The organism is Lentzea fradiae (assembly GCF_900100955.1).
GTDB classification, from domain to species: Bacteria; Actinomycetota; Actinomycetes; order Mycobacteriales; family Pseudonocardiaceae; genus Lentzea; species Lentzea fradiae.
This window is the reverse complement of record NZ_FNCC01000034.1, coordinates 1-18,283: the sequence shown is the minus strand read 5'-3', so window position 1 is coordinate 18,283 and position 18,283 is coordinate 1. Positions and strand designations below refer to the sequence as shown.

Below are 18,283 nucleotides of genomic sequence, written 5' to 3'. Positions count from 1 at the left end.
GCGTCTACCTGCACCAGAACGCGCCGGACGACGCGCTCAAGGTGTTCCAGCTGGGCCAGCTGGCTGCGCAGAACTCCGGTTCGGAGCTCGCCGTCGGCATCCTGTGCGCGAACGAGGCGTGGGCCTACGCCAAGATGGGCTCCGACGAGCAGGCGCTCAAGCTGCTCGGCCGCGCGCGTGACGAGTTCTCCCGCGCGAACGTCGCCGAAGCTCCCGCCTGGGCCAAGTTCTTCAACGAGATCGACCTCTCGTCCATGATCGGCACGGTGCACACCGAGCTGGCCCAGACGGTCGACGCCAAGTACACCAGGACGGCGATCCCCGCCCTGTCCAAGGCGATCAACAACTTCGGCGACGAGTACGCCCGCAGCCGGTCGTTCAACCTGACGTCGATGGCGATCAACCACCTGCTCGAGGGCGACATCGACCACGGCGCCAAGGTGGGCCGCCAGGCCGTCGACCTGTCGGAGAGCCTCAAGTCGGTCCGCACGAAGCAGCGCATGGAGCCCCTGCGCCAGGAGGCCGACAAGCGCCGCAACAACCCCGAGGCGCGCGAGCTCGCGGACCGCGTCGCCCGTTTCACCGGCGGCGAGTCGGCGGCCTGATAAGCATCTCGTTTGGGTCCTATAGCATCCCTTTCGGATGGTGTGGGACACGAAGCGGTAACGCCAGGGCCTTCGCACACGAATGCAGCATCGACGGGCGTGCGATCCACGCCTAAGGTGCGGCAGGTCGGGGCGAAGGACGAGGTGCGGCGCGTGAGCCTTACACGGAGGTGGCGTTCCAGGAGAGCGCTGCGGTCCGCGCGGTTGCTCGACGAGGTGGTGGACACCCAGCTGCCGCTGCTGGCGGCTTTCGACGAGGAGCGACGGCGGCGGTCCGCCGACTACCTCGCCGAGCTCGTGGCGCTGGCGCAGGACTACCGCTACTACGCGAACGGCTGGATCGACAGCCGCGAGCTGGACCGCCGCGGTCAGCGGACGATGAACCGGCTCGCCCGGATGCGCGAGGAATCTTCGGCGCGACTGATCACCGACTGATCGTCCGGTGCGCAGTTCGTCGTGTTGATCGGACCACTCACCGAGTCCGCCCGACTCGGGGATGTTTCACGTTGAACATCGTCCGAACTCACCAGGGCACGACCCCGGCGTGGTCGAACAGACCGCCGGTGGGACCGTCGACCCCCGTCGTGGCCAGCGCGATCGCCGCCCTGGCGCCGTCCGCCGGGGTGTCCGTCCCGGCGAACCCGTTCAGGTCGGTCGCGACGTAGCCGGGGCACACCGCGTTGACCTTGATCCCGGACAGCTCCTGCGCGTACTGGACCGTGATCGCGTTCAGGAACGTCTTCGACGGCGTGTAGGCCCCGTTGGGTCCGCCGTAGGCCGAGTCGGTGCTGGTCTGGAGCGTCAGTGACGCCACGTGGCTCGACTGGTTGACGATCCGCGGGTGTTCGGAGCGGCGCAGCAGCGGCAGCAGCGCGTTGGTGACGCGGACGACGCCGATCACGTTGGTCTCCACCACGTCCCGCAGGTCCTGCGCGGTGGTCGCGGACGGCGAGCTGGGCCACGGTCCGGCGATGCCCGCGTTGTTGACCAGCACGTCGAGGCGGCCGAACCGGTCCTCGAACAGTGCGACGGCCGCCGCCACGCTCTCGTCGTCGGTCACGTCCAGCGGCACGGCGAACGCATCCGTACCACCTGCCCGCAGCTTGGCCGCCGCCTCCTCGCCCTTCTCGGCGTCCCGCGCGCCGACCCCGACCGTCATGCCGAGCGTGCCGAGGCCCGCCGCGATCTCGTACCCGATGCCCTTGTTCGCGCCTGTGACCAGCGCAATCGTCTTCTCGCTCATGCCGTTGATCGTGGTCGCGAGGGCTTCGGGAACCAACACCACTTCGGTCGGGCACCCATACCCGGCGGGTATCGATACCGTAGGACGGGTGGAGACGCGGGAGCTTCGGTACTTCGTCGCGGTCGCCGAGGAGCTGCACTTCGGCCGGGCCGCCGAACGGCTCGGCATCGCCCAGCCGCCGTTGTCCAGGACGATCGCGCAGCTGGAGCACCGGCTCGGGGTGGCGCTGCTGACCCGCACGAGCCGCAGGGTCGCGTTGACGCACGCCGGTGCGACGTTGCTGGAGGAGGGCAGGGCGGTCCTCGGTGCCCTCGCGGCGGCCGAACGACGCACCCGCCAGGCCGCCACCGACCGGCCGTGCCTCGTGCTGGCCGCCAAGTCCGGCGGGTCCGGTGAGGTGCTCGCGAAGCTGCTCGACGCGTACGCCGCCGAACCCGGCTCCGTGCCCGTCGAGGTCCTGCTGTGCGAGTCCAACACCCACGTCCCGCTGCTCGACGGACGGGCCGACGTGGCGCTGCTGCACGAGCCGTACGAGCCGACCACCGGCCTCGACACGGAGGTGCTGCACACCGAGGGGCAGGTCGCGGTCATGCCGTCCGCGCACCCGCTCGCGAGCCGGCCCCGGCTGAGGGTCGCCGACGTCACCTCGCTGCCGGAGGCCGCGCGCTGGCCGAACGGCGACGGCACCTACCCGGACGGTCCGGGCCTTCAGGTGCGGAGCATGACGCAGCTGCTCCAGATGATCTCGCTCGGCCGGGCGGTCGCCGTCCTGCCCGAGGCCGTCTGCGCCGAGAAGACGGAGGGGCTGACCACCGTGCCGGTGGTGGACGCGCCGCTGGTCACGACGGTGATCGCGTGGCCGCCGCACAGCAGGTCACGCGCGCTCGCGGACCTGGTCCGGATCGCGACGGGGTTCGCTCAGGTCACGTGACGGGGGCGCGGCTCAGCACGACCGCGAGCCCGAACGCGACGCCCATGACGGTCACCTCCACGACCGCCCACTGCACGATCGCGGTGACCTCGTGCCGGGCGATCCGCGGCAGCAACCGCCACCGGATGTGCGCGCCGAGCAGGGCGAGCAGCACCGAGCACACGACCTTGCCGAGGAACAGCAGGCCGTAGCCGGTCGTGAACACCGACTGCGGGAACGGCACGACCGGGTTGAGGATCAGCTCCAGCAGCCCGTTGAACAGGCCCGTCGCCGCGACGACGACGAGGCTGACGGTCGCGATCCTGGAGAACTTCGGCAGCGCGAGCGCCAGCAGCCCCTTGCGGAACGCGACGAGCGCGATCAACGCGCCGAGCCCGCCCGTCCACGCCGCCGCACCGAGGATGTGCAGCTCCATGGAGACCATCGAGTAGTCGTGGTACTTCCAGTTGGAGGCGTGCCCGGTCACCGGCAGCGGCAGCAGCCCGAACATCGAGACGAGGATGCGCAGCTCGGCGGGCACGGACTCGCCGCTGCGCACCGCCATCACCCCGACCAGGACGTAGACGAGCGCGCAGGAGGCGCTGAACAGCAGCCCCTTGCCCGCGCCGACCGACGCGACGTAGTCGACGGCGTTGCCGATGCTCACGTCGCTGCCGGGACGCAGCTCCGCGGCCTGGAGGATGATCGCCAGCAGCGCCGTGACCACCCAGAACCCGGCGGCGACGACCGCGGCGGGCCGGGCGATCCGCATGACCGGCTCGGTGTGGGCCGGCCGGGTGAAGCCGAGCAGCTTCGGCAGGATCGACAGCCCGACCACGACCGTGGCCGAGACGTCGAGCAGCACCCGTGTGACGGGAAGGCCGTACCGGACCGCCGCCCCCGCGTCGACGACCCCGGCGACCACCAGCGGTGGTGCCAGCACGAGGCCGAGCGCGACGCCCGCAAGCGCGCCGAGCACGAGCCCGGCGAGCACGCGGTGGTGGGACGGGGCGGTGGTCCGGACGTCGCTCATGCCTTCGCGCCCCCGCCGGCGCGCAGGGCGAAGAACACGCCGCCGCCGAGCAGCACCACGGCGCCCACGATCCACACCCAGATCGGCAGACCGCCGTCCGAACCGGAGTCACCCGCCGAGGCGTCGGCGTTCGCGGGCGTGGTGGGGGTGCCGGTGCCGTCCTTGGTCAGCGTGAACGTCAGCTCACCGGACACGGGGTGGCCGTCCGCGGAGAGGATGCGGTAGCCGATCTTGTACTCGCCGGCCTTGCCGAGCGCGTTGACCTTCGCGGTGACCGCGTTGTCCTTGATCGTCGGGTCGCCGGGCACCTCGTAGTGGCCGCCGTTCGCGTCGACCACGGAGATCGTGTTGATGCCCTGGCCGCCCTGCACGTCCTGGTCGAACGTCAGCGTGACCGTCGACGGACCTGCCTCCAGCGACGCCTTGTCCTTCGGGTCGCTGCTGATCAGTGCGTTGTGCGCCGCCGCGGGGGCGGCCGTGCCGAGCACGGCCGCACCAGCGAACAGGAGCGCTACGAGAGCGCGCTTCACGCGTTGCGCCGCGAACGCAGGATGGCGCCGACGCCGAAGCCCAGGCCGAGCGCGCCGACGGCCAGACCGGCGCCACCGAGGTAGCGGGCCGTGGAGTCGGAACCGGCGGCGGCCGCCTCGTGCGTGTCGGTGCCGGTGTTCGCGGCCGGGGTGGTGCCGTGGCCGTGGCCGTCGTCACCGGCGGCCTTCGGGGCGAGCTTCAGCACGGGCGCCGGGTGCTCCGGCTCCTTGCCGTCCGCGCCCTCGGACTGGCCCCAGTCCACGACCTCGCCGTTCTCGTAGGTCTGCTTGGTCGGCAGCTCCAGCTTGTCCTTGCCCTCGGGCAGGGTGCCGATCGCGACGAAGAACTCCTGGTACTCGTTCACGCCGATCTTCACGCCCGGCTCCGCGGTCCAGGTGATCGACTTGAACGCCTCGGTGATCTCCTTGCCGCCGACCGTGACGGGCTTGTCGAGCGCGCCCTTCACGACCTCGGCCTTCCAGCCGGCGAGCGGCTTCGTGCGCACCGACGTGAGCGGCGTGTCCTGCGGCAGCGTCACCTCGATCTTGGTGGTGCCCGCGTTGTCGCGCTCGTTCGGGACGCGGAACGCGAACGTGGCGCGGCCGCCCTGGGTGAACTCCGAGGGCTGGGCGCTGACGTGCGCGGACGCGATCGCGGGGGTGCCGAGCACCGCGAATCCGGCAACGGCGAGAACGGCGAGCGTGCGCACGCCGAATCGGTTGGTCGACATGAAGTTGTGGCTCCTGATGGCCGAAGGGTGTCTGTGGGGGATACGGATGATCAGGAGCATTCGGGCGGGCCGCGCCGCCGATTCGCCCGCGTGACGTCCAGGAAGTGCGCGTTCTGGACGTACGGCGTGCTGGTGAGCACCCGCACCGGACCGGTGGCGGGCAGTGGTGCGAGCCGGCGGGGGACCAGCCGGGAGACGGCGGAGACCAGCCGGAACAGGGCGCTCTCCGCGTGGAACAGCAGCCAGCCGGTGAGCGTCGCGGCCACGAGGTGCACCCCGGCCATCCGCGGGGTGAGCGTGTTCGTGTGCTCGTGCGCGACCCAGGTGAGCAGCAGGTGCTGCGCGAGCTGGGCCGTGACGAGCCCGGCCATGACCGAGAGCTTCCCGCTGCGCTTGTCGGCGAGCGACGAGGCCGCGAACCCGATCAGCACCACCAGCGGCAGCGCGTGGGTGAACTCCGACAGCTCGCCGCCGCCCAGCCCGTGGGCGGTGATCGTGAGCGCGGCCGAGGTCAGCGCGAGCACGGCGCCGCGAAGGGCGCGCAGCTCACTGGACCGGGTGCTCACAGGATTGAGGGTAATCGGAGGAGTTTGAAGTGGTCCACGACCGGGTATTCGCCGCCGCATGACCATCCACCGCGACAAGCCGGCTCGTACCGACAGGGTCGTGTTCGGCGTTGCCGCAGGTCTGACGCTTGCGTTCGTGACCTGGGGAATCGTCGGCACCGACAGTCTGGCGTCCGTCTCGAAGACGGCGCTCGGCTGGATCATCCGCAATCTGGGCTGGGCTTTTGTGATCTCGGCCTCGGGTTTCGTGGTCTTCGCCCTGTGGCTCGCGTTCAGCCGCTACGGCAAGATCCCGCTCGGCCGTGACGACGAGAAACCCGAGTTCAAGACCGTTTCCTGGGTCGCGATGATGTTCAGTGCGGGCATGGGCATCGGGCTGATGTTCTACGGGGTCAACGAGCCGCTGACCCACTACGTGAAGCCGCCGCCGGGCACCGAGGGCGACCCCCTCGAGACGGCGATGGCCACCACGCTCTTCCACTGGACGCTGCACCCGTGGGCGATCTACGCCGTCGTCGGCATCGCCATCGCGTACGGCACGTTCCGGCGCGGCCGGTCGTCGCTGATCAGCGCCGCGTTCACGCCGCTGCTGGGCCGTCGCGCCACGTCCGGCTGGGGTCGTGCGATCGACGTGATGGCGATCTTCGCCACCCTGTTCGGCTCGGCCGCCTCGCTCGGTCTCGGCGCGCTCCAGATCGGCAGCGGCCTGGAAGCCGCCGGGTGGGCCGCCAACGTCGGCAAGGGGGTGCTCGTCGCGATCATCGCCGTGCTGACCGTGGCGTTCGTCGCCTCGGCGGTGTCGGGGGTCGCGAAGGGCATCCAGTGGCTGTCGAACATCAACATGGTGCTGGCCGTGGTGCTGGCGCTGTTCCTGTTCGTGGTCGGCCCGACGGTGTTCATCCTGAACCTGCTGCCGACCGCGCTCGGCGACTACTTCCGCGAGCTCGCGAACATGGCGGGCCGGACCGCGGCCTCCGGCGGTGACGCGACGGAGACGTGGCTGTCCGGGTGGACGATCTTCTACTGGGCGTGGTGGATCTCGTGGACGCCGTTCGTCGGCATGTTCATCGCGCGCATCTCGCGGGGCCGCACGATCAAGCAGTTCGTCGCGGGCGTGATCCTGGTGCCGTCCGGTGTCTCGCTGGTGTGGTTCGCGATCCTCGGCGGCACGGCGATCTTCAAGGAACGCGAGGGCGCCGACCTGGCGGGCCAGGCCACGCCGGAGTCGCAGCTCTTCGCCCTGCTCGACCAGTTCCCGCTGGCGGCCGTCGCCGGGGTGCTCGTCATGGTGCTGGTGGCGATCTTCTTCGTGTCCGGCGCCGACGCCGCGTCGATCGTGATGGGAACGCTCTCGCAGGAGGGCACGATCGAGCCGACACGGCCGGTGGTGATCTTCTGGGGCGTGCTGACCGGTGCCGTCGCCGCGGTGATGCTGCTCGTCGGCGGCTCGAACGCGCTGACGGGGCTGCAGAACCTGACGATCATCGCGGCGCTGCCGTTCATGGTCGTGATGATCGGCCTGTGCGTCTCGCTGGCGAAGGACCTGCGGTCCGACCCGATGATCCGGCGGGAGGAACGCGTCGCCGAGGTCATGGAGGAGGTCACCGCCCACCTCGACCCCGGCCAGGTGGTCGAGGAGGCGGCGGTGAAGGCCGTGGCCGACGTGACGGGGCGGACCCCGAACGTCAGCGCACGCCGAGACGCCTGAGCAGGTCCTGCTCCAGCATCTCCAGATCTGTTCCGACGGCCCGGTGCGCTGCTTTGCGCCGGGCCGTCGGCATGCGTTCGGCCGCGCGCACCGCGGCGAGCAGCTGCGTGAGCCGCGTCTCCGTCTTGGAGACCCACTCGGAGTCGGACGTGCGCAACGTCTCCAGCGGCTCCGAGAACCCGACGATCCGCGCGTGCAGCCGGGCGCCGTAACCGGAGTACTTGCCGATGTCGGCGACGTCGATGCCGAGCCTGCGGGCCCGGTAGCGGTCGTACTGCTCGCTCAACACCCCAGCTCCGCGGGCGAGCACCGGGGCCAGCACCGGAATGAGCGCGGGGGCCACCACCTTCGCGACACCGACCAGGTTCTTGGCCCTGCTGGGCGTGAATCCGGCCTTCGCCTTGCGCGCCATTCGGGTACACCTCCTCCGTTGCGTGAAACTTACTGCCCAGGTTGCCCGCACATCTCCTCGACGCGCGACATACCCTGCATCCTGTGACTTCCCAGGTGCAGCTAGACGCCGGCGTGGTCACTCGTTGTCGGCGGCGGGTGCACCTCGAAAACGATCCGGAGATGCGCGACGCTCCCAAAGCGGCGCCGGACCCGGCATCGGAACAACGGAAAGCGGACGCGGCGGGCCATCGCCGCGCGGTGGCGGACGCGCTCGGCAGGATCGTCGGCTCGGACCTCCTCGAGGTGCCGAGCGGCCCCGACGTGCGCAGCGCCGACCGCGAACGCGTCACGCTCGCCGCGATGGAGATGGGCGCTCCGTACATCTGGGGTGCCGCGCTGCCGCGTGACCCGCGCGGTGGCCGCAGGGGCGGGATCGACCTGCTGGTGAAGGACACCACCGGGTACGTCCCCGTGCTGGTGGTCCGCCACAAGATCACCGATCCCGGCCAGGGCGCGCGCACGAGCCCGTTGACGATGCCGCTGCCCGGCGGCAGCCGCACAGACCCGTTGCGCAAGGTCCGGCCCCAGCCGCGCGACCAGCTCCGGCTCGCCCACGCCCAGCGCCAGCTGCAGGCCGCCGGCTACGCCCGCAGCGGCCGCGCGACCGGCGGCGTGATCGGCATGGACGCCGACGTGGTGCTGTGGCACGACCTGGAGGCGCCGACGTGGCCGGGCGGCCGCACCGCCCTCGCCGAGTACGACGCCCGGTTCGGCGACCGGCTCTCCGTCGCGCTGGCGGCCGTGAACCAGGACGAACCGCTGGCGCGGCCGTCGCGGATCGTCGACTGCAAGACCTGCCCGTGGTGGCCCACCTGCGACAGCGACCTCAAGCGGGGCAGGGACGTCAGCCTCGTCGTGCGCGGCGAGGACGCCGTGGCGCTGCGCAAGATCGGTCTGTCCACAGTGGACAAGCTGGCCGAGCTGGACCCGCTGGCCGAAGGCCCGGTCCAGCTGGTCGGCATGCCGTTCGGCGACGCGGTCGTGCTGGCCCGCGCCTGGCTGCGCGACCTCACGCTGGTCCGCCGCGTGCCCGAGATGAACGTGCCGCGCGCGGACGTCGAGATCGACGTCGACATGGAGAGCTTCGGCGACCTCGGCGCGTACATGTGGGGCTGCCTGTTGTCCGGCAAGGACATCGACGAGCGCCAGGGCTACCACGCCTTCGTGACGTGGGACGCGCTGCCGTGCGACGACGAGGCCAGGTCGTTCGCCGAGTTCTGGACCTGGCTGACCGGCATCCGGCTGCGCGCCAAGGCACGCGGCCTCTCGTTCCGCGCCTACTGCTACAACGAGCTGGCCGAGAACCGCTGGCTGCTCGCGTCCGCGGAACGCTTCGCGGGCAAGCCCGGCATCCCGACCGTCGCACAGGTGAAGGAGTTCATCAGCTCCGACGCGTGGGTCGACCTGTTCGGCATCGTCCGCGAGCAGTTCCTGTGCGCGCACGGCAAGGGCCTGAAGATCATCGCTCCGGTCGCGGGCTTCCGCTGGCGCGACCCGGAGGCGGGCGGCGAGAACTCGATGCGCTGGTACCGCGCGGCCGTCGGCCTCAACGGCGACCCGCTCGACGTCGACCAGCGCCAGCGGCTGCTGGAGTACAACGAGGACGACGTCCGCGCCACCCACCGCCTGCGCGAGTGGATGACCTCGGACGCCATGACCAAGCTGCCCTACGCCGGAGACCTCTGAGCCGGGAGGCGTGGTGTCCCGTCCTGTCACCATCGTCTCGTGCGACGTCGTCGGGCACTCGTCGGCCGACGAGACCGACCAGGTCGCACGGGTCGAGGCGATCAACGCCATCGTCGACGCCCACCTGGGCGAGGACGTCGTGTGGGCGTCGGGAGGGGACGGCGGGCACGTCCTGTTCTGGCAGGACGACTGGCGGGAACCGGCGCTCGGCCTGGTTCGCGCGCTGCGGTCGTGGTCGCTCGACGCGTCCGTGCCGCTGCGCATCACCTGCCACCGGGGCACGGCCCGGCGCGTCGTCGGTGCGGGCGGTGCCGTGCAGCCGGTCGGCGCGGCCATCAACGAGGCGGGAGCGCTGCTCGACCGGGTGGACGACGGCATCACCGTGACGGACGCGTTCCGCCTGGCGGTCGGCGCGGACGCCGGAGTCGAGTTCCACGACCCGGTGCGGCTGCTGGGCAACGACGGACGCCTGCACCCGGTCCACCTGATGTCGATCGGGCCGCTCAGGTCGTCGTGGGGCACGTCGCTGGAGAGCGATCACAGAGGACTGCGCCGCGCGGTCGCGCACGGCAGCAGCTGGGACATCCTCTACCACGCCAAGAGGATCTGGCAGGCCAGCTCGCACGACCCGGCCGTCAAGCGCTGCGTCGAGGAGGCGGTCGAGCCGCCGAAGCTCACGTTCACCGACCGGCGCGGCCGGGAGGTGCTCAACCCGTTCCTCGGCCAGTCCGACCGCGACGAGCTGGTGGAGATGCTGCGGCTGGGCAAGCTCGTGGAACGCAGGCGCGGCGAGTTCATCTGTCGCTACGGGGACGCGGGCGACTCGTTGTTCGTGATCCTGCGCGGCGAGGTGGGCGTCTTCAACTCGGAGGGCGAGGGAGCGGTCGAGGCCCTGCACACGCACCGCCGGGGCGAGATCGTCGGCGAGCTCGCGTACGCCTTGGCCCGCAAGCGCACGGCCGACGTGGTGGCCATGACCGACGTCGCGCTGCTGTCCTTCCGCTACGACGACGTGCACCTGCTGTCCAACGCACCGGTCGGGTCCGTCGCCGCGCGAAACGTCGCCTCGTTCATCAACTACCGGGCACTGCAACACATCGCCGACAACGCGCCCTACCTGCTCGGACCGGACCGGGACGGTCCGCTGAGCGCGGGCAGGAGGGGATGGGACGAGACGCTCGCGTCGCTGCGCAGCCGAGTCGAGCTGATCACGTTGCGGCGGTTGCCGGTGCAGCTGTCGATCGAGGACGTGGAGGCGCCGAAGCCGAAGGGGATCTACGTCCTCGCCAGGGGCACGCTGGAGGCGGGCGGTCGGCTGTTCAGGGGCTCCGACTTCCCGGTGCTGTGGGTCAACGTCCCGAGGTTCCCAACGGAGCGCTCGACGCGGTACGCGGTGCGCAGCCGGATGGTCAAGGTGCTGTGGATCGGCGCGAAGGGGATCGACGAGCTGGACCCCGACCAGAAGAAGGCCCTGCACGAGGCGCTCACCGCGACCGTCGCCGAGCCGTCCCGCACCGGCAGCACCCTCAACCGGGTCGAGACCAACACGGGGACCGTCGTGCAGATCGACCGGGTCCTCGGCGACCTGCACGTCCACCCCGCGCCGGAGCCGCACGACTGAGTGCGGCCCCGGTCGTGCGAGTTACTAGCGGGGGGCCATGCGGAGAGCGCCGTCCATGCGGACGACCTCGCCGTTCAGGTAGTCGTGCTCCACGAGCGAGACCGCGAGCTGCGCGTACTCCGACGGCTGCGCGAGGCGCTTCGGGAACGGCACGCCGGCCGCGAGACCGGCGCGGAACTCGTCGGACACCGTGGCGAGCATCGGGGTGTCGACGATGCCGGGCGCGATGGTCAGCACGCGGATGCCGACGCTCGACAGGTCGCGCGCGGCCGGGAGGGTCATGCCGACGACGCCGCCCTTGGACGAGGCGTAGGCGACCTGGCCGATCTGGCCGTCGAACGCGGCGATCGAGGCGGTGTTGATGATGACGCCGCGGGCGCCGTGCTCCAGGGCCTCGGTCTTGCCCATCGCGGCGGCGGCGAGGCGCAGCACGTTGAACGTGCCGATGAGGTTGACCTCGATGATCTTGCGGTAGAGGTCGAGGTCGTGCGGGCCGGACTTGCCGACCGTGCGCGACGACGGGCCGATGCCCGCGCAGTTCACCGTGATGCGCAGTGGGACGCCGGACCCGGCCGCGGTGTCGACGGCGGCCTGGACCTCTTCGCCCGAGGTCACGTCGGCCGACAGGTAGGTGACGTTCTCGATCGCCTCGGCCTTCTCGACGGCGCCGGGCAGGTCGAGCGCGAACACCTGCGCCCCGCGCGCGGCCAGCGCCCGCGCGGTGGCGCCGCCGAGACCCGACGCGCCACCGGTGACGATGGCCGCGGTACCCGAGATCTCCATGCCTTCATCCTCCTCGGAGAGAACTGCTCGCGAGGAGGTTAACGCTCGTTACCCGCAGCTCACCGGTCGGACCAGTGGAGCAGCGCCACCAGTGGCACGGCGGCCACGAAGGCGAGGCCGATGAAGACGGTGGCGAAAGTCAGCAAACCCATGCCTTGAACTGTGCCTTCCGGCCGTGATCCAAACATCGTCCGAGCCGGTAGACCTCTGGTAGGAGATCTGTCACGAGCGGCTACGACGAAAGTCGCAGGCGGTCTCGGGGTCACCGACGGGGTCCGCCACCAGGGGACGGGCTGGTCCGTCCAGGGGTAACGAGTACATCACCCGGAGTCGCACAATTTAGTTAGCGTCGCATACCTTTGTGGGGTGTTCACCACGCGTCCCGAACTCGTAGGCACCTTCGGCATGGTCGCTTCGACCCACTGGCTCGCCTCCGCGGCGGCCATGGCCGTACTCGAGGACGGTGGCAACGCCTTCGACGGGGCGGTGGCCGCCGGGTTCGTCCTCCAGCTCGTGGAACCCCACCTCAACGGCCCCGGCGGTGAGGTGCCCGTCGTCTTCACCCCCGCGAACGGCAACCCCCGCGTGCTCAGCGGCCAGGGCGTCGCACCGGCGGGCGCCACCATCGACCACTACACCGGCCTCGGCCTGGAGCTGGTGCCCGGCAGCGGGCTGCTGGCCGCGACCGTGCCCGGCGCGTGGGACGGCTGGCTCACCCTGCTGCGCGACTACGGCACCAAGTCGTTGCGTGAGGTGCTCGACAGGGCGATCGGCTACGCGCGCGACGGGTTCCCGTTGATCGAGCGGGCCGTCCACACCATCTCGCTGGTCCAGGACCTCTTCCGCGACCACTGGCCCAGCTCGGCCGAGCAGTGGATGCCCGGTGGCGTGCTGCCCGCCCCCGGCGGCCGGTTCCGCAACCCGAAGCTCGCCGACACCTGGGAGCGGCTGCTCGCCGCCGCCGAGGCCGCGGGCTCCGACCGCGAGGCGCAGATCGAGGCCGCCCGCAGGGCCTGGTCGCAGGGCTTCGTCGCCGAGCAGGTCGACGAGTTCTGCCGCACCGCGTTCCGCGACGACTCCGGCCGCGACCACGCGGGCGTGCTGACCGGCGCCGACCTGGCGGGCTGGGAGGCGTCCTACGAGGACGCGCTGATCGTCGACTTCGACGAGTGGTCGCTCGTGAAGGCCGGCGCCTGGACGCAGGGACCCGTTCTCGCGCAACAGCTCCGGCTGCTGGAGGGCTACGACCTGTCCTACGTGGACGGCAAGCCCACCGCCGAGACGATCCACCTCGCCGTCGAGGCGGCGAAGCTCGCGTTCGCCGACCGCGAAGCCTGGTACGGCGACGTCCCCGACGTCCCGCTGGAGACCCTCGTCTCGCGCGCCTACGCCGACGAGCGCCGCAAGCTCATCTCCGACACCGCGTCGCTGGAACTGCGCCCCGGCTCGCCGAACGGCCGCGAACCGCTGCTGCCCCAGCACATCCGGCGCGGCGCCGCGAACGTCCCGCACGAGGTGGCGGGCGCCATCGGCGAACCGACCGTCGAACGCACCGGCGCCACCCGCGGCGACACCGTGCACGTCGACGTCGTCGACCGCTGGGGCAACATGGTCTCCGCGACCCCGTCCGGCGGCTGGCTCCAGTCGTCGCCGACGATCCCGTCGCTCGGCTTCTGCCTCGGCAGCCGCGCCCAGATGTTCTGGCTGGACGAGGACCTGCCGAACTCGCTCGCCCCCGGCAAGCGCCCGCGGATCACGCTCTCGCCGTCGATGGCGCTGCGCAACGGCGAGGCGGCGCTGGCGTTCGGCACGCCCGGCGGCGACCAGCAGGACCAGTGGCAGCTCGGCTTCTGGCTGGCCCACCGCGCGGGCCTGAACCTCCAGCAGGCCATCGACTCGCCGATGTGGCACTCGAACGCGTTCCCCAGCTCGTTCTACCCGCGCGCCTGGACGCCGGGGGAGCTGGTCATCGAGTCACGCGCCGGCGTGGACGTCCTGGCTGCGTTGCGAGAGCGTGGCCACCAGGTCGTGGACGCCGGCGAGTGGACCCTCGGCCGCATGTCGGCCGTGGCGAGGGACTCCGCGGACGGACTGCTGCGTGCCGCGGCGAACGCCCGCGGCGCCCAGGGCTACGCCGCGGGCCGCTAGGTCTCGTCGGAGTCGATGTCGGAAAAGAGGAACGGCGCCCGATTCGAGGGGGAGGGAATCGGGCGCCGCCCCGGTCGAGAAGCGCTGCTCGATCAGATGTCGAGGTGCGCGAAGCCGTTCCACGGCTGGGTCGGCTCGTTGAGCCCGAGCAGCGTCGACACCGGCAGCCCGTTGCCGCCGAGGTCGAAGTTCTCCAGCAACGCCACGGCGTCGGGGTCGAGGTCGTTGAGCGCCTGGACCTTGCCGTCCACGTCCGCCGTGTCGACCGAGGCCAGCTCACCGACCTGCGCGACCTCACCCAGCTGCCCGCCGACGTCCGGCTGCGTCTGCGCGGTGGCGTCGACGGTGTCGGCGTGCGCGGTCCCACCCAGGCCGAGCAGGACGGCGGTGCTGCCGAGGGCGACAGCGGCCCCCGCGACGGTCTTCCTGAGGTTCATGGGCGCGAAGTTGCCGCGCCAAGGCCCTCTACATCAAGCTGCGTAACTCAGGAGTGGGAATTACTTCATCCCTTGGTGGGACTCCACTCCATTGCGACGGTGCAGACCCGCACCCCGTCCCGCCACACCGAAACCGCGAACGTGCCCGCTTTCGTCTCGGTGCGGGACAGGAAGTCATGGGCGCATTCGAGGGTGTAATGGCGGCGCCACTCCTCGCCTTTCCTTATGTACCAACCGTGGTCGACGACTTCTTCGACCAGTTCGAGGTCCAGCGCACCGCTGGGCTTCCTGCGGCGGTACTCGATGCGGTGGAGGTGGTCCATGACCAGCACGTTCCTCACCGCACCCCGGGAGTGAGAGTCTCAGATCCCGCATGCGGCGCGTAGCGTTTCCGCTCGTGTCCGAAGCCACGTTCCGGCAGAAACGACTCGGGGATGCGTTGAAGTTCCTGCGCGAACGGGCGGGGATGACGCAGAAGGAAGCCGCGAAGCGGTTGAGCTACAACGTGCCCAAGCTCAGCCGCATCGAGAACGGCCAGCTCCCTGACATCCACGCGTTGCGGGCGATGCTCGACCTCTACGGCGTGATCATCGTGGAGGAGGAGCCCTATCTGCGGTTGTACGAGCTCGCTTCCGAAAAGGGGTGGTGGCGGGAGTTCGGTCCGGGCGACGGCGGTTATCTGAGCCTGGAGCACGACGCGTCGGAGATCTGGGACTTCCAGGCGACCTTCGTTCCCGGACTGTTCCAAGAAGAGAACTACATCCGGGGGCTGATGGGCGGAGGGCCGATCAGGCGGTCGGCGAAGTGGGTCGACAGCGAGACCGCCAAGCGCTTGAGGCGCAAGGAAAGGCTGTTCGGAGACAGTCCCCTGAGGTATCGCGCGGTCATCACGGCGTACGCGCTCCGGCACGCCTCACGCGACCAGTTGCTGCACCTTCACGAGCTGTCCTGCCTGCCGAACGTGACCGCTCAGGTCTTGCCGGAGTCGGCACCACTGCACGACGGGAGCTTCACGATCATCGAGTTCCCCGACCCGAGGTACCCGAAGCTTCTCTACGTCGAGCACGTCGGCGGAGCCATGACAGACGAGAACCCGGAGAAAGTGCACGCGGCTAGGCTTGCTTTCAAGCGTCTCTCGAAGCTGGCGTTGACCCCCGACGAGTCCGCCGCGTGGATCGAGAGGCTTGCCGCCGAGAGGTAGGAACCTGTGTGGCGCAAGAGCAGCCGCAGCAACGGCAACGGCGGGACCAACTGCGTCGAGGTTGCGCTGAACGGCTCAGCCGCGCGTGTCCGCGACTCCAAGAACCGCATGGAAGCAGAGGTCGCCGCGCCCGGTTGGGCAGCCTTCATCGACGCCGTGAAGCGCGGCGACCTGGAGAAGCCGTAGCTCAGGCGATGGCGCCGGGCGGCAGCTTGAGCTTGAACGGCAGCGTCGTCACGACGGCGAGGTCGGACGCGGTGGCCTTCATGAGCGTGGGAGCGTTGCGCGCACCGGGTTCCGGGAGGTCGAGGAGCCGGTCCACGGCTTCGACCAGGGGCCCCTCGTAGATCCAGACGGCCTGTGCCGGGCGGGCCGAGTCGCGCACCGCGGGCAGCCGGCCCGCTCGCGCCTCGGTCTCGGACCAGAACAGGATGGAGTCGATGAATCCCCTGCGCTGCTTGAACGCCATGATCCGGTCGAGCTGCCCGGCGTCGTCCCTCAGGTGGAGGAACTGAAATCCGTTCTCGCGCAGCTCGATGACCTTGCTCAGTGCGTGGTCCATGGCGCACCTACCCCTGTGAGGTCACCTTTGGAGTGACCGTTCAGTCATACGACCCGAAAGGATCGTACGGTACGTCGTAGTTCGTCGTAAGTCGTAGGCCGAAAGAGTTATCTCAACTGGCCAATGTATGTGGCTGAGGGTAATCGCTACCCTTCTTGCTGGGGGAAACGGCCAGGACGGCCGCTACGGTTCGCGTCAGGAACGCCAAACCGCCCAATGTGACTAACGTCACGCTGATCCACATCTTCGCCTCCACGGATGGCCTACACCCGAAGTAGACGTCTAGCACTCGTGCCCGGTTGCAGGCCGCATCAACTCGCGTTTTTCACACAACTGCTGCGAGAGATCTCACGGCTGCGTCAAACCACGACGGTGCGAAGAGGTCCTGTGCGACGATCGACATCAACTGTTCGCGCTGATCAAGGGCGGTTCGAGGATGTTCGTTCGCCGGGTTGCGGTCATCGGGGCCGGGTACGTCGGGCTCACGTCGGCCGCGTGCCTCGCGTCGCTGGGACACCAGGTCGTGTGCGCGGACATCGACGAGAAGAAGGTGGAGCAGCTCCGCCGGGCCGAGGTGCAGATCTTCGAGCCGGGACTGCCCGAGCTCGTCGGGGAGGGGATCGCCGCCGGGCGGCTGGAGTTCGTCGTCGGTGTGCGCAACGCCGTGCGGGACGCCGAGGTCGTCTTCCTCTGCGTGCCGACGCCGATGGGCGAGGGCGGCGCCGCGGACCTGAAGGCCGTCGAGGCCGCCGTGGCCGAGATGAAGGACCTGCTCGCGCCCGGCACGGTCGTCGTGAACAAGTCGACGGTGCCGGTCGGCACGGCCGCCCGCGTGCTCGAACTGCTCGGCCGCGACGACGTGTTCGTCGCCAGCAACCCGGAGTTCCTGCGCGAGGGCAGCGCGGTCAAGGACTTCATGCACCCTGACCGCATCGTCGTCGGGTCCGACGCCCAGAACGCCGCCGAGCGCGTCTCAGCCCTCTACGCCCGGTTGGGCGCGCCGACCGTCCTGATGGACGCGGCCAGCGCCGAGCTGGTGAAGTACAGCGCCAACTGCTTCCTCGCGATGAAGCTCAGCTACGTCAACGCGATGGCCGAGCTGTGCGAACGGCTCGGCGCCGACATCGCGAACGTCACCGAGGGCATGGGCTTCGACCAGCGGATCGGGCAGTCGTTCCTGCAGCCCGGTCCCGGCTGGGGCGGGTCGTGCCTGCCGAAGGACACGCACGCGCTGCTCCAGATCGCCGAGGCCGCGGGCCACGACTTCGAGCTGCTCACCGCCACGATCAACACCAACGAGAAGCAGAGCCGGCTGATCATCGGCAAGGTCGCGAACGCCGTCGGCGGCGACCTGAAGGGCCGCAAGCTCGGGCTGCTCGGGCTCGCGTTCAAGGCGGGCACGAACGACCTGCGCGACTCGCCCGCGTTGAAGATCGCGAAGATGCTCAAGGCCGAGGGCGCCGAGCTGGTCGCCTACGACCCGGCGATCCCGCAGGCCGTCGAGGGCGTCACGGGCGACGTGACGGTGGTCGACGACGTGCAGCAGGCGGCGAAGGACGCGGAGGCGCTGGTCGTGCTGACCGAGTGGCCGCAGTTCCGCTCGCTCGACTGGGCGGCGCTCGCCGGGACGATGGCCGGTCAGGTCGTGGTGGACACCCGCAACCTGCTCGACGTCGACGTCCTGACGCGCGCCGGTCTCACGTCACACGGCGTCGGTCGTTAGCGCAGAGCTCGCCGCGTACCACTCGATCGTCTTCAGCAGCCCGTCGCGCAGGTTGACCTGCGGTTCCCAGCCGAGCAGCTCCCGCGCGCGGCTGATGTCCGGCTTGCGCTGGGTCGGGTCGTCGGTCGGCAGGTCCGAGTACTCCAGGTTGACCTCGACGCCGGTCAGCTCGCCGACGATCTCGGCCAGCTCCAGGACGGTGATCTCCTGCGGGTTGCCGAGGTTGACCGGGCCGAGCTCGCCCTTGAGACTCGCCAGCGCGAGGATGCCGCGGACCAGGTCGCCGACGTAGCAGAAGCTGCGGGTCTGCTTGCCCGTGCCGTAGACGGTCAACGGCTTGCCG

The 18,283-nt window shown here is 70.2% G+C and carries 21 protein-coding genes; 10 read left to right on the top strand and 11 right to left on the bottom strand.

What is annotated here, in order from left to right; genetic code table 11:
* On the top strand, window positions 1-605 hold a 605-nt coding region (locus tag BLT23_RS39415; protein ID WP_483868425.1), incomplete at its 5' end, for an NsdA family TPR-like regulatory protein.
* 153 nt (window positions 606-758) lie between these two features.
* Window positions 759-1,040 carry a hypothetical protein gene (locus BLT23_RS39410; RefSeq protein WP_090060481.1) on the top strand — a complete coding sequence of 94 codons (282 nt, stop codon included), beginning with the start codon at window positions 759-761 and terminating at the stop codon, window positions 1,038-1,040.
* A gap of 88 nt (window positions 1,041-1,128) precedes the next feature.
* Here BLT23_RS39410 and BLT23_RS39405 read toward each other — a convergent pair whose 3' ends face one another.
* On the bottom strand, window positions 1,129-1,848 hold the full coding sequence (locus tag BLT23_RS39405) for an SDR family oxidoreductase (RefSeq protein WP_090060479.1): 720 nt from the start codon (window positions 1,846-1,848) through the stop codon (window positions 1,129-1,131).
* Window positions 1,849-1,936: 88 nt separating this feature from the next.
* On the opposite strand from BLT23_RS39405, the gene BLT23_RS39400 reads away from it, so the two are divergent.
* Window positions 1,937-2,779: a LysR family transcriptional regulator gene (locus BLT23_RS39400; RefSeq protein WP_090060477.1), complete on the top strand. Its 843-nt coding sequence runs from the start codon at window positions 1,937-1,939 to the stop codon at window positions 2,777-2,779.
* Here BLT23_RS39400 and BLT23_RS39395 read toward each other — a convergent pair.
* The 4 genes from BLT23_RS39395 to BLT23_RS39380 are packed head-to-tail and all read right to left on the bottom strand — an operon-like array spanning window position 2,772 to window position 5,618.
* Window positions 2,772-3,791 carry a copper resistance D family protein gene (locus BLT23_RS39395; protein ID WP_090060475.1) on the bottom strand — a complete coding sequence of 340 codons (1,020 nt, stop codon included), beginning with the start codon at window positions 3,789-3,791 and terminating at the stop codon, window positions 2,772-2,774. The two genes, BLT23_RS39400 and BLT23_RS39395, sit on opposite strands and share 8 nt — an antisense overlap.
* On the bottom strand, window positions 3,788-4,321 hold the full coding sequence (locus tag BLT23_RS39390) for a copper resistance CopC family protein (RefSeq protein WP_090060473.1): 534 nt from the start codon (window positions 4,319-4,321) through the stop codon (window positions 3,788-3,790). The genes BLT23_RS39395 and BLT23_RS39390 overlap by 4 nt, the downstream gene beginning before the upstream one ends.
* Window positions 4,318-5,052 (bottom strand): YcnI family copper-binding membrane protein, encoded by a 735-nt coding sequence (locus BLT23_RS39385; RefSeq protein WP_090060470.1) that lies wholly within the window; start codon window positions 5,050-5,052, stop codon window positions 4,318-4,320. Before BLT23_RS39385 ends, BLT23_RS39390 begins: the two co-directional genes overlap by 4 nt.
* Before the next feature lie 50 nt (window positions 5,053-5,102).
* A complete protein-coding gene (locus BLT23_RS39380; RefSeq protein ID WP_090060468.1) occupies window positions 5,103-5,618 on the bottom strand; it encodes a hypothetical protein in 516 nt (171 codons plus the stop codon).
* Window positions 5,619-5,676: 58 nt separating this feature from the next.
* On the opposite strand from BLT23_RS39380, the gene BLT23_RS39375 reads away from it, so the two are divergent.
* Window positions 5,677-7,326: a BCCT family transporter gene (locus tag BLT23_RS39375; protein ID WP_090060465.1), complete on the top strand. Its 1,650-nt coding sequence runs from the start codon at window positions 5,677-5,679 to the stop codon at window positions 7,324-7,326.
* Here the strand turns inward: BLT23_RS39375 and BLT23_RS39370 are convergent.
* A complete protein-coding gene (locus BLT23_RS39370) occupies window positions 7,304-7,738 on the bottom strand; it encodes a DUF6474 family protein (RefSeq protein ID WP_090060464.1) in 435 nt (144 codons plus the stop codon). The two genes, BLT23_RS39375 and BLT23_RS39370, sit on opposite strands and share 23 nt — an antisense overlap.
* A gap of 83 nt (window positions 7,739-7,821) precedes the next feature.
* Between BLT23_RS39370 and BLT23_RS39365 the strand changes: the two genes are divergently transcribed.
* Window positions 7,822-9,465, top strand: a complete 1,644-nt coding sequence (locus tag BLT23_RS39365; RefSeq protein WP_176947164.1) for a TM0106 family RecB-like putative nuclease — start codon at window positions 7,822-7,824, stop codon at window positions 9,463-9,465.
* Between the two features lie 13 nt (window positions 9,466-9,478).
* Window positions 9,479-11,086 carry a cyclic nucleotide-binding domain-containing protein gene (locus tag BLT23_RS39360; RefSeq protein ID WP_143036219.1) on the top strand — a complete coding sequence of 536 codons (1,608 nt, stop codon included), beginning with the start codon at window positions 9,479-9,481 and terminating at the stop codon, window positions 11,084-11,086.
* A 24-nt stretch (window positions 11,087-11,110) separates the two neighbouring features.
* Here BLT23_RS39360 and BLT23_RS39355 read toward each other — a convergent pair whose 3' ends face one another.
* Window positions 11,111-11,869 carry an SDR family NAD(P)-dependent oxidoreductase gene (locus BLT23_RS39355; RefSeq protein WP_090060459.1) on the bottom strand — a complete coding sequence of 253 codons (759 nt, stop codon included), beginning with the start codon at window positions 11,867-11,869 and terminating at the stop codon, window positions 11,111-11,113.
* Window positions 11,870-12,235: 366 nt separating this feature from the next.
* Here BLT23_RS39355 and BLT23_RS39350 point away from each other — a divergent pair, with 366 nt between their 5' ends.
* Window positions 12,236-14,017 carry a gamma-glutamyltransferase family protein gene (locus BLT23_RS39350; RefSeq protein WP_090060457.1) on the top strand — a complete coding sequence of 594 codons (1,782 nt, stop codon included), beginning with the start codon at window positions 12,236-12,238 and terminating at the stop codon, window positions 14,015-14,017.
* Between the two features lie 92 nt (window positions 14,018-14,109).
* Here the strand turns inward: BLT23_RS39350 and BLT23_RS39345 are convergent, their stop codons facing one another.
* Window positions 14,110-14,454 carry a hypothetical protein gene (locus BLT23_RS39345; protein WP_090060455.1) on the bottom strand — a complete coding sequence of 115 codons (345 nt, stop codon included), beginning with the start codon at window positions 14,452-14,454 and terminating at the stop codon, window positions 14,110-14,112.
* Between the two features lie 65 nt (window positions 14,455-14,519).
* Window positions 14,520-14,795: a hypothetical protein gene (locus BLT23_RS39340; protein WP_143036218.1), complete on the bottom strand. Its 276-nt coding sequence runs from the start codon at window positions 14,793-14,795 to the stop codon at window positions 14,520-14,522.
* A 56-nt stretch (window positions 14,796-14,851) separates the two neighbouring features.
* Between BLT23_RS39340 and BLT23_RS39335 the strand changes: the two genes are divergently transcribed.
* Both BLT23_RS39335 and BLT23_RS39330 read left to right on the top strand, forming a co-directional pair.
* A complete protein-coding gene (locus BLT23_RS39335) occupies window positions 14,852-15,655 on the top strand; it encodes a helix-turn-helix domain-containing protein (protein WP_176947163.1) in 804 nt (267 codons plus the stop codon).
* A 6-nt stretch (window positions 15,656-15,661) separates the two neighbouring features.
* Window positions 15,662-15,841, top strand: a complete 180-nt coding sequence (locus BLT23_RS39330; RefSeq protein WP_090060448.1) for a DUF397 domain-containing protein — start codon at window positions 15,662-15,664, stop codon at window positions 15,839-15,841.
* 1 nt (window position 15,842) lies between these two features.
* Here BLT23_RS39330 and BLT23_RS39325 read toward each other — a convergent pair whose 3' ends face one another.
* Complete coding sequence (locus tag BLT23_RS39325) at window positions 15,843-16,217, bottom strand: hypothetical protein (RefSeq protein WP_090060446.1); 375 nt, start codon at window positions 16,215-16,217, stop codon at window positions 15,843-15,845.
* A 436-nt stretch (window positions 16,218-16,653) separates the two neighbouring features.
* On the opposite strand from BLT23_RS39325, the gene BLT23_RS39320 reads away from it, so the two are divergent.
* Entirely contained in the window at window positions 16,654-17,940 is a 1,287-nt protein-coding gene (locus tag BLT23_RS39320) for a UDP-glucose dehydrogenase family protein (protein ID WP_090060444.1), read from the top strand.
* Here the strand turns inward: BLT23_RS39320 and BLT23_RS39315 are convergent.
* The coding region (locus BLT23_RS39315) for an NAD-dependent epimerase/dehydratase family protein (RefSeq protein WP_143036217.1) at window positions 17,920-18,283 on the bottom strand (364 nt) is incomplete at its 5' end. The two genes, BLT23_RS39320 and BLT23_RS39315, sit on opposite strands and share 21 nt — an antisense overlap.

Coding starts and splice junctions, on each gene's coding strand:
- BLT23_RS39375 (WP_090060465.1), top strand. CDS start 5,677: ATGACCATCCACCGCGACAAGCCGGCTCGTACCGACAGGGTCGTGTTC.
- BLT23_RS39385 (WP_090060470.1), bottom strand. CDS start 5,052: ATGTCGACCAACCGATTCGGCGTGCGCACGCTCGCCGTTCTCGCCGTT.
- BLT23_RS39320 (WP_090060444.1), top strand. CDS start 16,654: ATGTTCGTTCGCCGGGTTGCGGTCATCGGGGCCGGGTACGTCGGGCTC.
- BLT23_RS39325 (WP_090060446.1), bottom strand. CDS start 16,217: ATGGACCACGCACTGAGCAAGGTCATCGAGCTGCGCGAGAACGGATTT.
- BLT23_RS39405 (WP_090060479.1), bottom strand. CDS start 1,848: ATGAGCGAGAAGACGATTGCGCTGGTCACAGGCGCGAACAAGGGCATC.
- BLT23_RS39370 (WP_090060464.1), bottom strand. CDS start 7,738: ATGGCGCGCAAGGCGAAGGCCGGATTCACGCCCAGCAGGGCCAAGAAC.
- BLT23_RS39345 (WP_090060455.1), bottom strand. CDS start 14,454: ATGAACCTCAGGAAGACCGTCGCGGGGGCCGCTGTCGCCCTCGGCAGC.
- BLT23_RS39355 (WP_090060459.1), bottom strand. CDS start 11,869: ATGGAGATCTCGGGTACCGCGGCCATCGTCACCGGTGGCGCGTCGGGT.
- BLT23_RS39395 (WP_090060475.1), bottom strand. CDS start 3,791: ATGAGCGACGTCCGGACCACCGCCCCGTCCCACCACCGCGTGCTCGCC.